This is a genomic window from Mycobacterium sp. (genome assembly GCF_035640695.1).
Lineage (GTDB): Bacteria > Actinomycetota > Actinomycetes > Mycobacteriales > Mycobacteriaceae > Mycobacterium.
The window spans coordinates 12,233-29,250 of sequence record NZ_DASQVQ010000112.1 but is presented as its reverse complement, the minus strand read 5'-3'; the positions used below and the strand labels follow the sequence as shown (position 1 = coordinate 29,250).

At 67.2% G+C, this 17,018-nt stretch carries 15 protein-coding genes and 2 tRNA genes; 4 read left to right on the top strand and 13 right to left on the bottom strand.

Annotation, left to right across the window (positions count from 1 at the left end; translation table 11 throughout):
• Nucleotides 1-140: 140 nt before the first annotated feature.
• Together leuD and leuC are read right to left on the bottom strand one after the other, a co-directional pair.
• Nucleotides 141-737 carry a 3-isopropylmalate dehydratase small subunit gene (gene leuD, locus VE759_RS13275; RefSeq protein WP_324932947.1) on the bottom strand — a complete coding sequence of 199 codons (597 nt, stop codon included), beginning with the start codon at nt 735-737 and terminating at the stop codon, nt 141-143.
• Nucleotides 738-748: 11 nt separating this feature from the next.
• On the bottom strand, nt 749-2,182 hold the full coding sequence (gene leuC / locus VE759_RS13270; protein ID WP_324932944.1) for a 3-isopropylmalate dehydratase large subunit: 1,434 nt from the start codon (nt 2,180-2,182) through the stop codon (nt 749-751).
• Nucleotides 2,183-2,221: 39 nt separating this feature from the next.
• Here leuC and VE759_RS13265 point away from each other — a divergent pair, with 39 nt between their 5' ends.
• Nucleotides 2,222-2,923, top strand: coding sequence for an IclR family transcriptional regulator (locus VE759_RS13265; RefSeq protein ID WP_324932941.1), 702 nt, complete (start codon nt 2,222-2,224; stop codon nt 2,921-2,923).
• Nucleotides 2,924-2,957: 34 nt separating this feature from the next.
• Nucleotides 2,958-3,455 (top strand): PPOX class F420-dependent oxidoreductase, encoded by a 498-nt coding sequence (locus VE759_RS13260; RefSeq protein WP_324932938.1) that lies wholly within the window; start codon nt 2,958-2,960, stop codon nt 3,453-3,455.
• A gap of 23 nt (nt 3,456-3,478) precedes the next feature.
• Here VE759_RS13260 and VE759_RS13255 read toward each other — a convergent pair.
• The 4 genes from VE759_RS13255 to VE759_RS13240 all read right to left on the bottom strand — a co-directional run bounded on the left by VE759_RS13255 (nt 3,479) and on the right by VE759_RS13240 (nt 6,029).
• Nucleotides 3,479-3,551, bottom strand: a tRNA-Glu gene (locus VE759_RS13255).
• Nucleotides 3,552-3,613: 62 nt separating this feature from the next.
• Nucleotides 3,614-3,685, bottom strand: a tRNA-Gln gene (locus VE759_RS13250).
• Between the two features lie 107 nt (nt 3,686-3,792).
• The gene (gene gltX / locus VE759_RS13245) at nt 3,793-5,253 is read right to left on the bottom strand and encodes a glutamate--tRNA ligase (protein ID WP_324932935.1); all 1,461 of its coding nucleotides are present in this window, start codon (nt 5,251-5,253) and stop codon (nt 3,793-3,795) included.
• Complete coding sequence (locus VE759_RS13240; RefSeq protein ID WP_324932933.1) at nt 5,250-6,029, bottom strand: fumarylacetoacetate hydrolase family protein; 780 nt, start codon at nt 6,027-6,029, stop codon at nt 5,250-5,252. The genes gltX and VE759_RS13240 overlap by 4 nt, the downstream gene beginning before the upstream one ends.
• Nucleotides 6,030-6,134: 105 nt before the next feature.
• Here VE759_RS13240 and VE759_RS13235 point away from each other — a divergent pair, with 105 nt between their 5' ends.
• Nucleotides 6,135-7,325, top strand: a complete 1,191-nt coding sequence (locus tag VE759_RS13235) for an MFS transporter (protein WP_324932930.1) — start codon at nt 6,135-6,137, stop codon at nt 7,323-7,325.
• 22 nt (nt 7,326-7,347) lie between these two features.
• On the opposite strand, the gene VE759_RS13230 is transcribed toward VE759_RS13235, so the two are convergent.
• The gene (locus tag VE759_RS13230; RefSeq protein ID WP_324932927.1) at nt 7,348-8,271 is read right to left on the bottom strand and encodes an undecaprenyl-diphosphate phosphatase; all 924 of its coding nucleotides are present in this window, start codon (nt 8,269-8,271) and stop codon (nt 7,348-7,350) included.
• A 305-nt stretch (nt 8,272-8,576) separates the two neighbouring features.
• Between VE759_RS13230 and VE759_RS13225 the strand changes: the two genes are divergently transcribed.
• Nucleotides 8,577-9,290, top strand: coding sequence for a response regulator transcription factor (locus VE759_RS13225; protein WP_324932924.1), 714 nt, complete (start codon nt 8,577-8,579; stop codon nt 9,288-9,290).
• Here the strand turns inward: VE759_RS13225 and VE759_RS13220 are convergent.
• The 6 genes from VE759_RS13220 to VE759_RS13195 all read right to left on the bottom strand — a co-directional run bounded on the left by VE759_RS13220 (nt 9,227) and on the right by VE759_RS13195 (nt 16,770).
• Complete coding sequence (locus tag VE759_RS13220) at nt 9,227-10,645, bottom strand: HAMP domain-containing sensor histidine kinase (protein WP_324932995.1); 1,419 nt, start codon at nt 10,643-10,645, stop codon at nt 9,227-9,229. The genes VE759_RS13225 and VE759_RS13220 overlap by 64 nt on opposite strands.
• Nucleotides 10,646-10,699: 54 nt before the next feature.
• Entirely contained in the window at nt 10,700-11,710 is a 1,011-nt protein-coding gene (locus VE759_RS13215) for a 3-isopropylmalate dehydrogenase (RefSeq protein ID WP_324932921.1), read from the bottom strand.
• Nucleotides 11,707-13,293: a phosphoglycerate dehydrogenase gene (serA, locus tag VE759_RS13210; protein ID WP_324932918.1), complete on the bottom strand. Its 1,587-nt coding sequence runs from the start codon at nt 13,291-13,293 to the stop codon at nt 11,707-11,709. The genes VE759_RS13215 and serA overlap by 4 nt, the downstream gene beginning before the upstream one ends.
• A 64-nt stretch (nt 13,294-13,357) precedes the next feature.
• Nucleotides 13,358-14,359 (bottom strand): ketol-acid reductoisomerase, encoded by a 1,002-nt coding sequence (ilvC, locus tag VE759_RS13205; protein WP_324932992.1) that lies wholly within the window; start codon nt 14,357-14,359, stop codon nt 13,358-13,360.
• Nucleotides 14,360-14,434: 75 nt separating this feature from the next.
• On the bottom strand, nt 14,435-14,941 hold the full coding sequence (gene ilvN / locus VE759_RS13200) for an acetolactate synthase small subunit (RefSeq protein WP_324932915.1): 507 nt from the start codon (nt 14,939-14,941) through the stop codon (nt 14,435-14,437).
• Nucleotides 14,941-16,770, bottom strand: a complete 1,830-nt coding sequence (locus tag VE759_RS13195) for an acetolactate synthase large subunit (RefSeq protein WP_324932912.1) — start codon at nt 16,768-16,770, stop codon at nt 14,941-14,943. The genes ilvN and VE759_RS13195 overlap by 1 nt, the downstream gene beginning before the upstream one ends.
• Between the last annotated feature and the right edge of the window lie 248 nt (nt 16,771-17,018).

Here is a 17,018-nt window from a genome sequence, read left to right as displayed (position 1 = left end):
ACCTGCTGATTTCCAAGAGCCACGCCTATTTTCGCCATGTTCTAGCGAACTTTTTGGCAATCCGGTTGGCGCCCTTGGCCGGTGATCGGGTGGGTGCGGAACCCGTTCGTCGGCCGCTGATTTGGCTGATCTTGATTCGGTTAGGAGACCTCTACAGTGGTCGGCAGGTAGTCCGGCCGAGTCGCTTCGAACGTCTCGATTCGATCGAGTTTCCGCAGCGTAAGGCCTATATCGTCGAGTCCTTCGAGCAGCCTCCAGGCGGTGTAATCGTCAATAGTGAACGGCACCACCACCGTTGCCGCAGCGACGGTTCGATCTTGAAGATTGACAGTGACTTCCAAGCCTGGCTGCTGCTCGATCAGCTTCCATAACATTTCGACATCATCTTGCGCAACTTCGGCGGCGAGCAGGCCCGCGTTGCCGGCGTTGCCGCGGAAGATGTCGGCGAACCGCGACGAGATCACCACCCGGAATCCGAAGTCCATCAGCGCCCAGACGGCATGCTCCCGCGACGAGCCGGTACCGAAATCTGGCCCGGCCACCAACACCGATCCCTTGTCGAACGGAGCCTGGTTGAGCACGAATGCAGGATCGCTGCGCCAGGCCGCGAACAAGCCGTCTTCGAAACCCGTTCGGGTGACCCGCTTCAGGTAGACCGCGGGGATGATCTGGTCGGTGTCGACATTGGATCGCCGCAACGGGACGCCGATGCCGGTGTGGGTGACAAACGCTTCCATCGCTAGCTCTCCTAATTCAAATCTGCCGGTGCCGACAGCGTCCCGCGCACCGCGGTGGCCGCGGCCACGGCCGGCGACACCAGGTGCGTGCGGCCGCCCTTGCCTTGGCGGCCCTCGAAATTGCGGTTCGACGTCGACGCACATCGTTGCCCCGGCGCGAGCTGATCGGGGTTCATGCCCAAGCACATCGAGCAGCCGGCCATCCGCCACTGCGCTCCGGCGGCAGTGAATATCTCGCCGAGTCCTTCGGATTCGGCCTGCGCGCGCACTCGCATCGAGCCGGGCACCACCAGCATCGTCACGCCGTCGGCGACCTTGCGACCGCGCAGCACGTCGGCGACCAGTCGGAGGTCCTCGATCCTGCCGTTGGTGCACGAGCCCACGAACACGGTATCCACCGCGATGTCACGCATCGGGGTACCGGGCCGAAGATCCATGTACGCCAACGCGTTCTCGGCGTCACGCCGTTTGCTGTCGTCGGTCATCAGCTCGGGATCGGGCACCGATCCGTCCAGCGGCACGCCGTGTCCCGGGTTCGTGCCCCAGGTGACGAACGGGCTCAGCGCGGACGCATCGAGGTACACCTCGGTGTCGAAGTCCGCGCCCTCGTCGGTGCGGAGCCGATCCCAGGCGGCCACTGCGATGTCCCACTGTGCGCCGGCCGGCGCGTGCGCGCGGCCACGCAGATATTCGTATGTGGTGGCGTCGGGTGCGACCATGCCGGCCCGCGCGCCGGCCTCGATGCTCATGTTGCAAATCGTCATCCGGCCTTCCATCGACAACGATTCGATGGTGCTGCCCCGGTATTCGATGACGTGACCCTGACCGCCGCCGGTGCCGATCTTGGCGATCACCGCCAGGATGATGTCCTTGGCCGTCACGCCCGGCGGCAGTTGCCCGTCGACGTTGACCGCCATCGTCTTGACGGGCCGAAGCGGCAACGTCTGCGTGGCGAGCACGTGCTCGACCTCGGATGTGCCGATGCCCATCGCCAATGCCCCAAACGCGCCGTGGGTGGAGGTGTGGCTGTCACCGCAGACGATCGTCATGCCCGGCTGGGTCAAGCCGAGCTGCGGTCCGATGATGTGCACGATGCCCTGCTCGGCGTCGCCCATCGGATGCAACCGGATGCCGAACTCTTCGCAATTGCGGCGCAGGGTCTCGACCTGAGTGCGCGACACCGGGTCGGCGATCGGCTTGTCGATGCCGATCGTCGGCACGTTGTGGTCCTCGGTGGCGATGGTCAGATCGGGCCGGCGCACGGTGCGCCGGTTCAAGCGCAGACCGTCGAAGGCCTGTGGGCTGGTCACCTCGTGGACCAGGTGCAGGTCGATGTAGATCAGGTCCGGCTCACGCGATGCGGCCGCGCCGCCCGCGCCGCGCGCTACCACGTGCGCATCCCACACCTTCTCCGCCAGCGTGCGTGGCCGCGATTGCTCAGTCATTGGTGGCCTTCTCACAATCTGGGACGTTAGTATCTCTTTATGAGACAGGATAGCGGCATCGGTGTGCTCGACAAAGCGGTGGGTGTGCTGCACACCGTCGCGGAGTCGGCGTGCGGTCTGGCCGAACTGTGCGAGCGCACCGGGCTGCCGCGCGCGACCGCGCACCGGCTGGCGGTGGGCCTGGAAACACACCGGCTGCTGGCCCGCGACGGTCAGGGCCGCTGGCGGCTGGGTCCGGCGGTGAGTGAGCTGGCGGGTCGGGTCAACGATCCGTTGCCGGCGGCGGGCGCGGCGGTGCTGCCGAGGCTGCGGGAAATCACCGGCGAGAGCGTGCAGCTGTACCGCCGCGAGGGAACGTGGCGGGTGTGCGTCGCGGCGATGGAACCGCCTGCCGGACTACGCGACACCGTGCCGGTGGGCACCAGGCTGCCGATGACCGCGGGCTCGGGCGCCAAGATTTTGCTGGCGTACAGCGACGCGGCCACGCAGCAGGCGGTGCTGCCCGGCGCCAAGTTCTCCGACCGCACGCTGGCCGAGGTGCGCCGTCGCGGGTGGGCGCAGAGCGTGGCCGAACGCGAGCCCGGCGTCGCAAGCGTGTCCGCGCCGGTGCGCGACGGGCTGGGAAACGTGATAGCGGCGGTGTCGGTGTCCGGACCGATCGATCGGATGGGCCGACGACCGGGCGCACGGTGGGCCGCCGACCTGATCGCCGCGTCGGAAGCACTGACCCGGCGGCTGTGAAGCGCCGGCTGTGGCGGCCTGACAGAATTCGGTTATGGGCACTAATCAACGCGCACAGATCGTCATGTCCGACGAGGAGATCGCCGAGTTCGTCGCGTCCGGCCGCACGGGCACCCTGGCCACCATCGGCGCCGATGGTCAGCCGCACTTAATCGCGATGTGGTACGGCGTGGTCGACGGCGAAATCTGGTTCGAGACAAAGGCGAAGTCCCAGAAGGCGGTCAATCTTCGGCGCGATCCCCGCATGTCGTTTCTGATCGAGGACGGCATCACCTATGACACGCTGCGCGGGGTGTCGTTCGAGGGCGTCGGCGAAATCGTCGACGATCCCGAATCGCTGTTCCGGGTCGGCGTCAGCATCTGGGAGCGCTACAACGGCCCCTACACCGAGGAGCTGCGGCCCACGGTGGAGATGATGATGAACAAGCGGGTGGGCGTGCGCCTGCAGGTGAAGCGGACGCGGTCGTGGGACCACAGCAAGCTGGGACTGCCCCACATTCCGGCCGGCGGCTCGACGGCGCCGGCGCAGTAGCTTGCGCCGGGCGGACGATTTTGTAGCCCCGATGGGATTCGAACCCACGCTACCGCCGTGAGAGGGCGGCGTCCTAGGCCGCTAGACGACGGGGCCAGACCTCCGTGCGACTCGCATGATCGAGCCGAAGTGCAGCATAGCCCACTGCACTATGCGCGCTGGGGTACCAGGACTCGAACCTAGAACGGCTGAACCAGAATCAGCTGTGTTGCCAATTACACCATACCCCACTGGCCACCCAGAACCGCTGGTCAGGGCCTTTCGCGGCGGCCACCGGCCCCAATGCGGGCCGACGTGCAGATTACCAAATTCTCGGCGCGGCCTTTCGGGGCGCGGTTCAAGCGTCCACGTGTGCCGCGCGGGCCGCGCGCAATCGGCCCAGGCTACGGTCGCGACCGAGCAGTTCGAGTGATTCAAACAATGGCGGGCTGACCAATGATCCCGTCACCGCCACCCGAATCGGCCCGAACGCCTTGCGTGGCTTGCGCCCCAGTCCATCCAGCAACGCGGCCTTCAGCGCCGCCTCGATCTCGGCGGCCGACCAGTCCGTCACACCGTCCAGCGCCGCGAGCGCGGCGTCCAGCACCGGCGCGGCGTCCGGGCCGAGTTCCTTGGCGGCGGCCTTCGGCTCGATCGCGTATTCGTCGTCGTCGAGGAATTTCAGCAGTCCCCACGCGTCGCCCAGCACCACGATGCGGGTCTGCACCAGCCGCGCGGCCTCGGCGAACTGCTCGGCATTCAGGCCCGGATCGTGGCCGTGCACGGTGAAGTAGTCGCGCAGCCGCGCCGCGAAGTCGTCCTCGGGCAGCCGCCGGATGTGCTCGGCATTGATCGCGTCGGCCTTCTTTTGATCGAACCGCGCCGGGTTGGGGTTGACATCGGCGACGTCGAACGCGGCCACCATCTCGTCCAGGCTGAAGACGTCGCGATCCGGTGCGATCGACCAGCCGAGCAGCGCAAGGTAATTCAGCAGGCCCTCGGGGATGAACCCGCGCTCGCGGTGCAGGAACAGATTCGACTGCGGGTCGCGCTTGGACAGCTTCTTGGTGCCCTCGCCGAGCACCGTTGGCAGATGTGCGAATTCCGGCACCGACTCGGCCGCGCCGATCCGGATCAGCGCGTGGTACAGCGCGATCTGTCGCGGCGTCGACGGCAGCAGATCCTCGCCGCGCAGCACATGGGTGATCTTCATCAACGCGTCGTCGACCGGATTCACCAAGGTGTACAACGGATCGCCGCTGGCGCGGGTCAGCGCGAAGTCGGGCACACTGCCCGCGGCGAAAGCGGTTTCCCCGCGCACCAGGTCCCGCCAGGCCAGATCCTCGTCGGGCATGCGCAGTCGCACCACCGGCCGGCGACCCTGCCCGCGATAGGCGGCGCGTTGCTCGTCGGTCAGGTTCCTGTCGTAATTGTCGTAGCCGAGCTTGGGATTGCGGCCCGCGGCCAGATGACGTGCCTGGACCTCTTCGGGGGTGGAATAGGCCTCGTAGGCCTCCCCCGCCGCCAGTAAGCGGGCGAGGACGTCGCGGTAGATGTCGCTGCGTTCGGACTGCCGGTACGGCGCATAGGGTCCGCCCACGACGGGCCCCTCGTCCCAGTCGAGCCCGAGCCAGCGCAGCGCGTCCAGCAGCGCCAGATAGCTCTCCTCGGTGTCCCGCTGCACGTCGGTGTCCTCGATGCGGAACACGAAAACGCCGTTGCAGTGCCGCGCGTAAGCCCAGTTGAACAGCGCCGTGCGAATCAGCCCGACGTGCGGAGTGCCGGTCGGCGACGGGCAGAAGCGGACCCGTATGGTCATGGCTTCCCTTTCCGCACAACGGGATTGGCCAATGCGCCGATGCCTTCGATGGTGATGGTGACGGTGTCGCCGGCCTCGATGGGCCCGACGCCCTGCGGTGTGCCGGTCAGGATCAGGTCACCGGGCAGCAGCGTCATCACCGCGGAGATCCATTCCACGATCTTGCCGACGTCGTGAATGAGCATCGACGTTCGGCTGTGCTGGCGCACTTCGCCGTTGACCTCGGTGCGCAGTTCGAGGTCCGACGGATCGATGCCGGTGACGATCCACGGACCAACCGGGCAGAAGGTGTCGTGGCCCTTGGCGCGGGTCCATTGCCCGTCCTTGCGCTGCTGGTCGCGCGCGGTGACATCGTTGCCGATCGTGTAGCCGAGGATGTTCTCGGCGGCTCGCGCGGCGGGCACGTCCTTGCACGCCCGGCCGATCACCGCGGCCAATTCGCCCTCGAAGTGAACGGGATCGGCATCGGCGGGCAAGACGATCGGCGCGTTGGGCCCGACGATCGCGGTGTTGGGCTTGAGAAAGATGATCGGGTCGTCGAACTGGCCGCCGCCCATCTCCTCGATGTGGGCCGCATAGTTCTTGCCGATACAGACCACCTTGCTGGCGAGGATCGGCGCCAACAGCCGCACGTCGGCCAGCGGCCACTGCCGGCCGGTGAAGTCGGGCGTGCCGAAGGGATGCTCGGCAATCTCGCGGGCGATCTGCTGGTCTTCGGACCCCTCGATGCTGACGAAGGCGACCCCGTCGGGGCTGGCGATTCGACCAAGGCGCATTTGGCCAAGCCTAGTGCGCCGGAAACGGCCCACCGCCCCGTGTCCGGGTCCACAAATTGAGACAGGGATTCAGCATGATGGGAACGCCCGTGCGACGATCGATTCATGATCAGCACCCCGCGCCGGTGGTCGATGCTGGTGATCGCGCTGACCGCGACGATGTGCGCGAATGTGTTCGTCAACGGCGCCGCGTTTCTGATCCCCACGCTGCACTCGAATCGCGGTCTCGACCTCGCCAAGGCGGGTCTGCTGTCGTCGATGCCGAGCTTGGGGATGGTGGTCACGCTGATCGCGTGGGGCTACGTGGTCGACCGGGTCGGCGAGCGGAAAGTGCTCGCGCTCGGTTCGGCGCTGACCGCGGCTGCGGCCTTCGCCGCGGCGGCCGCCGACTCGGTGGCGGTGATCGGCTTGTTCCTGTTTCTCGGCGGCATGGCGGCGGCGAGCAGCAATTCGGCCAGTGGCCGGCTGGTGGTCGGCTGGTTTCCGGTGGATCGGCGCGGGCTGGCGATGGGCATCCGGCAGATGGCCCAACCGCTCGGCGTCGCTCTCGGCGCGCTGGTGATCCCGCGGCTGGCTGGAAGCCACGGCATCGCGGTGGCGCTGCTCTTTCCCGCGGCGGTGTGCGCTGCGGCGGCGGCGGTCTGCGCGTTGTGGGTGCTCGATCCGCCGCGCCCGCCGCGCGCGCAGGCTGCCGCGACCGAGTTGGCCAATCCCTATCGCGCGTCGGGGCTGCTGTGGCGCATCCATGCGGTATCGGTGCTGCTCGTGGTGCCGCAGGTGGTGGTGTGGACGTTCACGCTGGTGTGGCTGATGACCGATCGCGGCTGGTCGGCCCCTTCGGCGGGCGCGCTGGTGACCGCGGCGCAGGTGCTCGGCGCGCTGGGCCGGGTGGGTGCGGGCCGATGGTCGGATCGGGTGGGCTCGCGGCTGCGCCCGATCCGCACCATCGCACTGGCCGCCGCGATCGCGATGGGCGTGCTGGCGCTGACCGACCAGCTTCGCTCGCCGCTTTCGGTTGCGGTGATGATCGCGGCATCGGTGATCACCGTGTCGGACAACGGGTTGGCGTTCACGGCGATCGCCGAGATCGCCGGACCGTTTTGGAGCGGGCGCGCGCTGGGCACGCAGAACACCAGCCAGCTGTTGACCGCGGGCATCGCCCCACCGGTATTCGGAGCGCTGATCTCGGCGGCCGGCTACCCGTTGGCGTTCGCGGTCTGTGCGGTATTCCCGTTGGCCGCACTACCTTTGGTGCCGGTGGCAGGCCGCCCGTGCGCGGGCCTGACCGCGGCGTAGCTTGCCGTCGCAGTCGGGCCCATCAGCGCAGGGTGAGCCAGGCCAGGCTGGCCGCTCCGGCCACCGCGCAATAGATTGCGAACGGTGTCAGCGTTCGGGTTTCGAAGTATCGGATCAGGAACCGTACCGCCAGATACGCGCACGCGAAGGCTGCCACGCTGCCGGCCAGCACTTGGCCGTGGATGCCGTCACCCAGCGGGCCGAACAGGTCCGGGATCTTGAACACGCCCGCGGCCAGGATGATCGGGGTAGCGAGCAGAAACGAGAACCGTGCCGCGTCTTCATGTGAGAGCCCGCGCCACAGGCCGGCCACCATGGTGACTCCCGAGCGGCTGATACCCGGCAGCAGGGCCAGAATCTGCGCGCAGCCGATCAGAACCCCTTGGGGCATAGGTATTTTCGCGATGCGGTCATCGGCGGCGTTGCCGGTGATCGGTTCGGCCTCCGATGCCGACGGCTCAGCGCCGGCGGGGACAACGGCAGCGGTCCGGCGACGCAACTTCTCCCCGGCATAGAGGATGAGCCCGTTTATAAAAAGAAATGACGCCGCCGGAACCGGTCTGCCCAGGGTGGTTCGGAACAGATGCTCCAACGCCAGTCCGGACAATCCGACCGGGATCGTCGCCAACACGATTAACCACGCCAGCCGTTGCGCGGGCGTCTCGATCCGGCGGTACCGCAGCGATGAAACGAAGCCCGCGACGATTCTCACCCAATCCCGCCAGAAGAACACCAGCAGCGCGGCGGCCGTCGCGACGTGCAGCCCGACGATGAACGCCAGATAGGGCGACTCCGGCGCCGACACATTCAAGTCGCTGGCCCAGCTGCCGCCCACCAGCGCGGGCACCAGCACCGAATGGCCGAGGCTGGAAACCGGGAACAGCTCGGTGACGCCTTGCAACGCGCCGACGATCAGCGCTTCGGCATAGGTCAGGTGCGCGGTCATCCGCAAAAGCCTCCACAGGGTGAGATCAGATCCGACGACGACCGCCGGCTCGCCGACCGCAGGTGATGCTAGCCGCGACTCCGGCTGGGCGGTAAGCCTTATCAGCGTCCTCTCAGCGACGTGCGCCACACTGTGGCGACACGCGGGAACGGCGGAGGTCGATTCCAAGCAGGCGCGGTACCGGCCCGGGCTCAGCGTTTCCACAGCGGCCTTGTGCCACGGTGGGTCAGCACATAACGGCACTGACCAGAGAGGAATGGTCGGATGAATCAGCCAGGTCAATTGGCTGTGGAGATGGGGCCGAGGTGAAGGTCCTCGTCGTGGAGGACGAGCCGCGATTGGCGGCGACCGTGGCGATGGGTTTGCGCGCCGAGGGGTTCCTGGCGGTCACGGCGAACACCGGCGTGGACGGCTTGTGGGAGGCCAGCGAAAATCAATTCGACGTCGTCGTGCTCGACATCATGCTTCCGGGGATGAGCGGCTACGAGGTGGTGCGGCAGATGCGCGCCAAGCAGGTGTGGACGCCGGTGCTGATGTTGACCGCCAAGGATGGTGATTACGATCAGGCCGACGCCTTCGACCTGGGCGCAGACGACTATCTGACCAAGCCGTTCTCGTTCATCGTGCTGGTGGCGCGGCTGCGGGCGCTCGTGCGCCGCGGCGCACCGCAACGACCGGTGGTGCTCACCGCCGGGACGCTGTCGCTGGATCCGGCCCGTCGCAGTGTGCGACGCAACAATGAGCCGATCACGCTGACGCCGCGGGAATACGGGTTGCTGGAGTACTTGATGCGCAACAAGGGCGTCGTTGTCACCAAGGCCGACATCCTGCACAACGTGTGGGACCCGCACTACGGCGGAGCCGACAATGTCGTGGAGGTCTATATGGGCTATCTACGCCGAAAGATAGATACCCCGTTCGGTACCAACACCATTGAAACGATCCGCGGCGTCGGCTACCGGCTGGAAGGCGGCGAAATCGTCGACGCTTCGGCCGGTGACTCGGCCAGTGGCAGCTGAACGATCACCGCGGTGCCACCGCCGACGCGGTCGGTGATCCGCACATTACCGCGGTGTGCCGCAATGATTTCGGCGACGATCGCCAGGCCGAGCCCCGTTCCCCCGCCGCTGCGTGCCCGGCCGGTGTCCAGCCGAACGAACCGCTCGAATACCCGAAGCCGGTCGCCGGTGGGTATTCCGGGTCCGTCGTCGGCGATGCGCAGCTGAGCCTGGCCGGCGTCGGGTTGCAGGGTGACCTCGATCAGCGAGGCCGCGTGACGCGCGGCGTTGTCGAGGACATTGCGCAGCACCCGAGACAGCGCGCCGGCGTCGCCGGCAACCCGCGTCGGGGTGAGGTCGCATTCAATGCGTTGCCCGGTATCACGTCGTAGCCGCGCGATTTCGGTGGCCACCAAGTCATCGAGGTCAATGTCGGCGTGCCGCAGCGTCAACGCGTGTTCGTCGGCGCGGGCCAGTAGCAACAGGTCTTCGACAAGTGCGCGCATGCGGTGGGCCTCGGGCAGCAGCGCGGTGTTGGCCAGCTCCTCATCGAGCAACTCCGGATGAGCGACTCCGACCTCCAGGGCGGAGATGATCGTCGCGAGCGGGCTGCGCAGTTCATGAGAGGCATCGCCAACGAAGCGGCGCTGGGCGAGCTGGCCGGATTCGATGCGTGCGAGCATTTCGTTCATCGTCATGGCCAACGCCGAAATCTCGTCGCGATGATTGGGGACCGGCACCCGCTGGGTCAGATCGGAGGCGCTGATGTCGGCGACGCGGGCCCGGATCGCTTCGACCGAGCGCAGTGACCGGCGGACGAGCAGGTAGGTGGCCACCGCCGCGCCGACGACGACGATCGGTGCCGCCGCCATCAGCCCGACCCCCACGGCGGCGGTGGCGGATTCGATGCCCGCGCTGCTGGCGCCGACCATCAGCGTGTAGCGCCCGGTAGGGGTATCGACGTTTTGCGCGGCCACCCGAAGATCTGCCGGTGAGGCGCCGTGGCCGGGCAGACCCGACCGAAGGGTCGCGCCCACCGTCTCGGCGGGTACCAGTGGTGCGTGCGGTGCGGTCGCCGAGCCCCGTATCAGCGCACCCGAGGAGTCGATGACCTGCACGGCGGCGATGCGTTCGTCGGTTGTCACCAGCGCCGCGTCCAGCTCGGCGGGAGGGTCGGATTGCAACCCCGATGCAATGTCGCGCACGCGGCCGGCCGCGGCCGCGTCGAGGCCCGACACCAGCGAGCCATACAGCACTCCGGTGAGGAGCGCCCCGGCGACGGTCAGTACGACCAACACCACCGCGGCCGAGACGAACGCCGAACGCGCCGGGATGCCCCAGTACTTTGGATGCCACCGCGCCGCCATCCGTCTCATGGTCGCCATCGCGGTCCGGTGCTCAGCGTCGCTGCGGATCGGTGCACGCCGGACTCACAGGGCCGCAGCGACCCGGTCGCCGATCTGGGTGGTCGACAGCTTCTGGTCACCGCGGGTTGCCAGGTGCTTTTCGACGGCCTTGTCCACCCGCGCGGCCGCGGCGTCCTCGCCGACATGGGAGAGCATCAGCGCGACCGACATGATCGCCGCGGTCGGGTCGGCGATGCCCTGCCCGGCGATGTCGGGAGCGCTGCCATGTACCGGCTCGAACATCGACGGGTTGACCCGAGTGGCATCGATGTTGCCGCTGGCGGCCAGGCCGATACCGCCGCACACCGCGGCGGCGAGATCGGTGATGATGTCGCCGAACAGGTTGTCGGTGACGATCACGTCGAACCGGCCCGGATCGGTGACCAGATGGATCGTCGCGGCATCGACGTGCTGATATGACACCTCGACCTCGGGGTACTCGTGCGCGATGTCGTCGACCGTGCGCGACCACAGCGCGCCGGCGAAGGTCAGCACGTTGGTCTTGTGCACCAGCGTCAAGTGCCTGCGCCGCTGCAGCGCTCGCTGGAACGCGTCCTGCACGACCCGCCGCACGCCGTAGGCGGTGTTGACGCTGACTTCGGTGGCGATCTCGTGCGGGCCACCGACCCGGATTGCGCCGCCGGTGCCGGTGTAGGGACCCTCGGTGCCCTCGCGGACGACGACGAAGTCAAACTCCGATATGTTGGCCAGCGGGCTTTTCACGCCAGGATAGCGCCGTGCTGGACGCAGGTTGATGTGGTGATCCAGCACGAAGCGAAGTTTCAGCAACAGGCCCCGTTCCAGCACCCCGCTGGGCACCGACGGGTCGCCGATCGCGCCGAGCAGGATCGCGTCGTGTGCGCGCAGCTCCTCGACCACCGAGTCGGGCAGGATCTCGCCGGTGGTCCGATAGCGGTGCGCGCCAAGGTCATAGCTGGTCTTCTCGGTATCGGGCAGGACCACATCGAGCACCTTGACGGCCTCGCCGATCACCTCGGGGCCGATGCCATCACCGGCGATGATCGCCAGCCTCACGACAGATCGACCACTTCCAGCAAGGCGGCGCCGACCGCGGGCCGGATCGCGTCCAGCACGTCTTCGGGCGGTCGCTGGTTGAGCCGCAACAGGATCGTCGCGCCCGGTCCCTCGGCATCCTCGCTGAGTTGGGCGGCGTGGATGTTGACGTCCGCCCCGCCCAGCAGCGTGCCGATCTTGCCCAACGCGCCGGGCTGGTCGACATAGTTGATGATCAGGTTCACCCCTTCGGCGCGCAGATCGAAGTTGCGGCCGTTGATTTGGACGATCTTCTGCACCAGCTGTGGGCCGGACAGCGTGCCGGCGACATTGGCGACCGAACCGTTCGAGTACACCGCCCGCACGTCGACGACGCTGCGGTGGTTCGGGCTCTCACTGGCGGTGCTGATGTCGGCCGCCACGCCGCGCTCCTCGGCCAGCGCGGGCGCGTTGACGAACGTCACCGGGTCTTCGATCACCGCCGAGAACAATCCGCGAAGCGCCGAAAGACGCAGCACCGCAACCTCTTCGGAGGCCAGTTCGCCGCGCACCTGCACCGATAGCGACGAGGGCAACTCGGTGCACAGCACGCCGACCAGCAGACCCAACTTGCGCACCAGGTCCAGCCACGGCGCCACTTCCTCGTTGACGACGCCGCCGCCCACGTTGACCGCATCGGGCACGAATTCGCCGGCCAGCGCCAACTTCACGCTCTTGGCCACGTCGGTACCTGCCCGGTCCTGAGCCTCGGCCGTCGATGCACCCAGATGCGGAGTGACGACCACTTGCCGCAGCTCGAACAGCGGGCTTTCGGTGGCCGGCTCCTTGGTGAACACGTCGATCCCGGCGGCCCGGACATGTCCGCTGCCGACCGCCTCGGCGAGCGCCTCCTCGTCGACGAGTCCACCGCGGGCGGCGTTGACGATGATGACCCCGGGCTTGGTCTTGGCCAGCGCCTCCTTGCCGATCAGCCCGGCGGTTTCCGGTGTCTTCGGCAGGTGCACCGAGACGAAATCGGACCGCGTCAACAGCTCGTCCAGGCTGACGAGCTCGATACCGAGCTGGGCGGCGCGCGCCGGCGACACGTACGGGTCGTAGGCGATCAGCTGGGTGCCGAACGCGGCGAGCCGCTGAGCGACAAGCTGCCCGATGCGGCCAAGCCCGACGACGCCGACTGTCTTGCCGAAGATCTCGGTGCCGGAAAACGACGACCGCTTCCAGGCGTGCTGCCGCAGTGACGCGTCGGCCGCCGGGATCTCGCGTGCGGCGGCCAACAGCAGCGCCAGGGCATGCTCGGCGGCGCTGTGGATGTTCGACGTCGGCGCATTGACCACCAGAACGCCGCGCGCGGTCGCGGCGTCGACGTCGACGTTGTCGAGGCCGACGCCGGCGCGGGCGACGATTTTGAGCTTGGGAGCGGCGCCGAGCACCTCGGCGTCGACGGTGGTGGCCGAGCGCACCAGCAGCGCGTCGGCCTCGGGGACGGCCGCGAGCAGTTTGTCGCGGTCGGGGCCGTCGACCCAGCGGACCTCGACCTGGTCACCGAGGGCTTCGACGGTGGATTCGGCAAGTTTGTCGGCGATCAGAACAACGGGCAAGCTCACCCGACCAGCGTAATGGGGTCGGCTGTGAGCGTGGACAGCGCCGTCGTCGTGGGGGCTGGAGAGCTCAGGCGGTTTCGGTGATCGGGCGGTCCACCCAGCTCATCAGCGCGCGTAGCTTCTTGCCGGTGACCTCGATCGGGTGCTCGGCGTTGCGCTTACGCAGCTCCTCGAGCTCGCGGTTGCCGCCCTCGACGTTGGCGACGAGCTTCTTGACGAACGTGCCGTCCTGGATCTCGGCCAGAATCTGCTTCATCCGCTCCTTGGTGGCCGCGTCGATGATCCGCGGACCCGACAAGTAGCCGCCGAACTCCGCGGTGTCGGACACCGAATAGTTCATCCGCGCGATGCCGCCCTCGTACATCAGGTCGACGATCAGCTTGAGCTCGTGCAGCACCTCGAAATACGCCAGCTCCGGCGCATATCCGGCCGCCACCATCACGTCGAAGCCGGTCTTGACCAATTCCTCGATGCCGCCGCACAACACGGCCTGCTCGCCGAAGAGGTCGGTCTCGGTCTCGTCCTTGAACGTGGTCTTGATCACACCGGCGCGGGTGCCGCCGATGGCCTTCGCGTAGGAAAGCGCCAAGTCCATGCCGTCTCCGCGAGGATCCTGTTGCACCGCAACCAAACACGGCACGCCCTTGCCGTCGACAAATTGGCGGCGGACCAGGTGCCCGGGCCCCTTGGGCGCCACCATCCCGACGGTGACGTCGGCCGGTGGTTCGATGAGATGGAAGTGGATGTTCAATCCGTGGCCGAAAAACAGCGCGTCGCCTGCTTTTAGATGAGGTTCGATCTCGTTCTTGAAGACGTCGGCCTGGGCGGTGTCTTGGATCAACAACATGATCACGTCGGCCCACTTGGCGACTTCGGCGGGCGTGTCGACCTCCAGTCCCTGATCGGCGACCTTGGCCCGGGACCGCGAGTCCTCCCGCAGTCCGACCTTCACCCGCACGCCGGAGTCGCGCAGACTCAGCGAATGCGCATGCCCCTGGCTGCCGTAGCCGATGATGGCGACCTTGCGGCCCTGAATGATCGACAGGTCTGCATCGTCGTCATAAAACATCTCAACTGCCACGTGAACTTCTCTTTCTCTCAAGGCTCTCTTCGAGAGTTCTCACTACTTTGCGTTACTTCGCCGTTACTTCGCCGTTGCGATGCCGCGCGGTCCGCGCGCCACCGACACCACCCCCGACTGCACGATCTCGCGGATGCCGTACGGCTCGAGTACGCGCAGCAGCGCCTCGATCTTCGGCGGCATGCCGGTGGTCTCGATGATCAGCGAATCGGGGGAGACGTCGATGACCTTGGCGCGGAACAGGTTGGCCGCCTCGATCACTTGGCCGCGGGTCCCCGCGTCGGCCCGCACTTTGATCAGCGCAAGCTCGCGGGCCACCGAGTTCTCTTCCTCCTGCTCGACGATTTTGATGACGTTGACGAGTTTGTTGAGCTGCTTGGTGACCTGCTCGAGCGGGAAGTCCTCGACGGTGACGACGATCGTCATCCTCGACATGTCCTTCTGCTCGGTGGCGCCGACGGCAAGTGACTGAATGTTGAAGCCCCGCCGAGAAAACAGCGATGCGACGCGGGCCAGCACGCCCGGCTTGTCCTCGACAAGCACCGACAGGGTGTGTGTCGTAAGCGTCACTAGACCAGGTCCTCGGTGTCGAACAGCGGGCGGATCCCGCGCGCGGCCTGAATCTCGTCGTTGCCGGTGCCCGCCGCGACCATCGGCCACACCTGGGCGTCGGCGCCGACGATAAAGTCGATCACCACCGGCCGGTCGTTGATCGCCCGGGCCGCGTTGATCACGTCGACGACGTCTTCCTCACGCTCGCAACGCAATCCGACACAGCCCAGCGCCTCGGCCAGCTTGACGAAGTCCGGGATCCGATGTGAATGCGTGGACAGGTCGGTCTGCGAATACCGCTCCTGATAGAACAGCGACTGCCACTGGCGCACCATGCCGAGATTGCCGTTGTTGATGATCGCGACCTTGATCGGCGCTGCCTCGATCGCGCAGGTGGCCAACTCCTGATTGGTCATCTGGAAGCAGCCGTCGCCGTCGATCGCCCACACCTCGGCGCCCGGCCGACCGAGCTTGGCGCCCATGGCCGCCGGGATCGCATAGCCCATGGTGCCAAGGCCGCCGGAGTTGATCCAGGTCCGCGGGTTCTCGTATTGGATGAACTGCGCGGCCCACATCTGGTGCTGTCCCACCCCGGCGACGTAAACCGCCTCCGGTCCGGCGATCTTGCCGATCGTCGAAATCACGTACTCCGGGCTGAGGCTGCCGTCGTGCTGCGGCGACCAGCTCAGCGGGTAGGTGGACTGCACGCCGCGCAGGTACTCCCACCAGCCGTCCAGGCTTGCGCCGGCGGAGCCGGTCTTCCGCAGTGCCTCGATCAGATCGGTGATGACGGCCTTGATGTCGCCGACGATCGGCACGTCGGCGTTGCGGTTCTTGCCGATCTCGGCCGGATCGATGTCGGCGTGGATCACCTTCGCCTCGGGCGCGAACGAATCCAGCCGGCCGGTGACCCGGTCGTCGAACCGCACGCCGAGCCCGATGATCAGGTCGGCGCGTTGCAGCCCTGCCACCGCGGCGACGGTGCCGTGCATGCCGGGCATGCCGAGCTGCTGCGGGTGGCTGTCGGGGAACGCGCCGCGGGCCATCAACGTCGTCACCACCGGGATGCCCGTCAGCTCGGCCAGTTCCCGCAGCTGCGCGCTGGCCTGGCCGCGGACCACACCGCCGCCGACGTAGAGCACCGGCTTGCGCGCGGCCGAGATCAGCCTGGCGGCCTCGCGCACCTGCTTGGCGTGCGGCTTGGTATTCGGCTTGTAGCCGGGCAGTTCGAGCCGCGGCGGCCAGCTGAACGTGCACCGACCCTGCAGGACGTCCTTCGGGATGTCCACGAGCACCGCGCCGGGGCGCCCGGACGCCGCGATGTGGAACGCCTCGGCCAGCACCTGCGGAATGTCCTCGCCGCTGCGGACCAGGTAGTTGTGCTTGGTGATCGGCATGGTGATGCCGGAGATGTCGGCCTCCTGGAACGCGTCGGTGCCGATCAGCGACCGCCCAACCTGGCCGGTGATCGCCACCACCGGAATCGAATCCATCTGCGCGTCGGCCAGCGGGGTCACCAGGTTGGTGGCCCCGGGTCCCGAGGTCGCCATGCACACGCCGACACGTCCGGTCGCATGGGCGTAGCCGCTCGCGGCGTGGCCCGCGCCCTGCTCGTGGCGGACCAGCACGTGGCGCAGCTTGCGCGAATCGAACAGCGGATCATAGACCGGAAGCACCGCGCCGCCGGGAATTCCGAAGATCACGTCGACGCCGAGTTCCTCCAGTGACCGGATAACCGACTGTGCGCCGGTAACCTCTTGTGGCGCAATCCGTTTAGCGTGACTTTGCCCGCCGTTGGTGGCCGGCGGCGTCGACCGCTCCGGTGGTCGCGTCGTTGGTGCGCTCACGGTGTCCTCTTGGTCGTTGTCGGTGTCTTGTCGGGTTTGTCGAATTTTCGGTCTGTGCAACAAAAAACCCCCGTCAGCGTTGGCTGCTGTACGAGGGTTGCGCGTCGGTGCAGTGGCTATGCCCGTGCGGGGACTAGCGCGGCACCAACGCGCCGACTAATTACTACGAGCAACCTGGTCCGCATGACAATCGACGGTAGCCTCCGCACAGGTCAAGGTCAAATTTGCGATGATTCGATGATGGCTGA

Bases quoted from the DNA above. Each gene is read 5' to 3' on its own strand.
- leuC (WP_324932944.1), bottom strand. From the start codon at position 2,182: ATGACTGAGCAATCGCGGCCACGCACGCTGGCGGAGAAGGTGTGGGAT.
- gltX (WP_324932935.1), bottom strand. From the start codon at position 5,253: ATGACCATACGGGTCCGCTTCTGCCCGTCGCCGACCGGCACTCCGCAC.
- ilvC (WP_324932992.1), bottom strand. From the start codon at position 14,359: ATGTTTTATGACGACGATGCAGACCTGTCGATCATTCAGGGCCGCAAG.
- VE759_RS13260 (WP_324932938.1), top strand. From the start codon at position 2,958: ATGGGCACTAATCAACGCGCACAGATCGTCATGTCCGACGAGGAGATC.
- VE759_RS13240 (WP_324932933.1), bottom strand. From the start codon at position 6,029: ATGCGCCTTGGTCGAATCGCCAGCCCCGACGGGGTCGCCTTCGTCAGC.
- VE759_RS13220 (WP_324932995.1), bottom strand. From the start codon at position 10,645: ATGAGACGGATGGCGGCGCGGTGGCATCCAAAGTACTGGGGCATCCCG.
- VE759_RS13235 (WP_324932930.1), top strand. From the start codon at position 6,135: ATGATCAGCACCCCGCGCCGGTGGTCGATGCTGGTGATCGCGCTGACC.
- VE759_RS13265 (WP_324932941.1), top strand. From the start codon at position 2,222: ATGAGACAGGATAGCGGCATCGGTGTGCTCGACAAAGCGGTGGGTGTG.
- VE759_RS13230 (WP_324932927.1), bottom strand. From the start codon at position 8,271: ATGACCGCGCACCTGACCTATGCCGAAGCGCTGATCGTCGGCGCGTTG.
- leuD (WP_324932947.1), bottom strand. From the start codon at position 737: ATGGAAGCGTTTGTCACCCACACCGGCATCGGCGTCCCGTTGCGGCGA.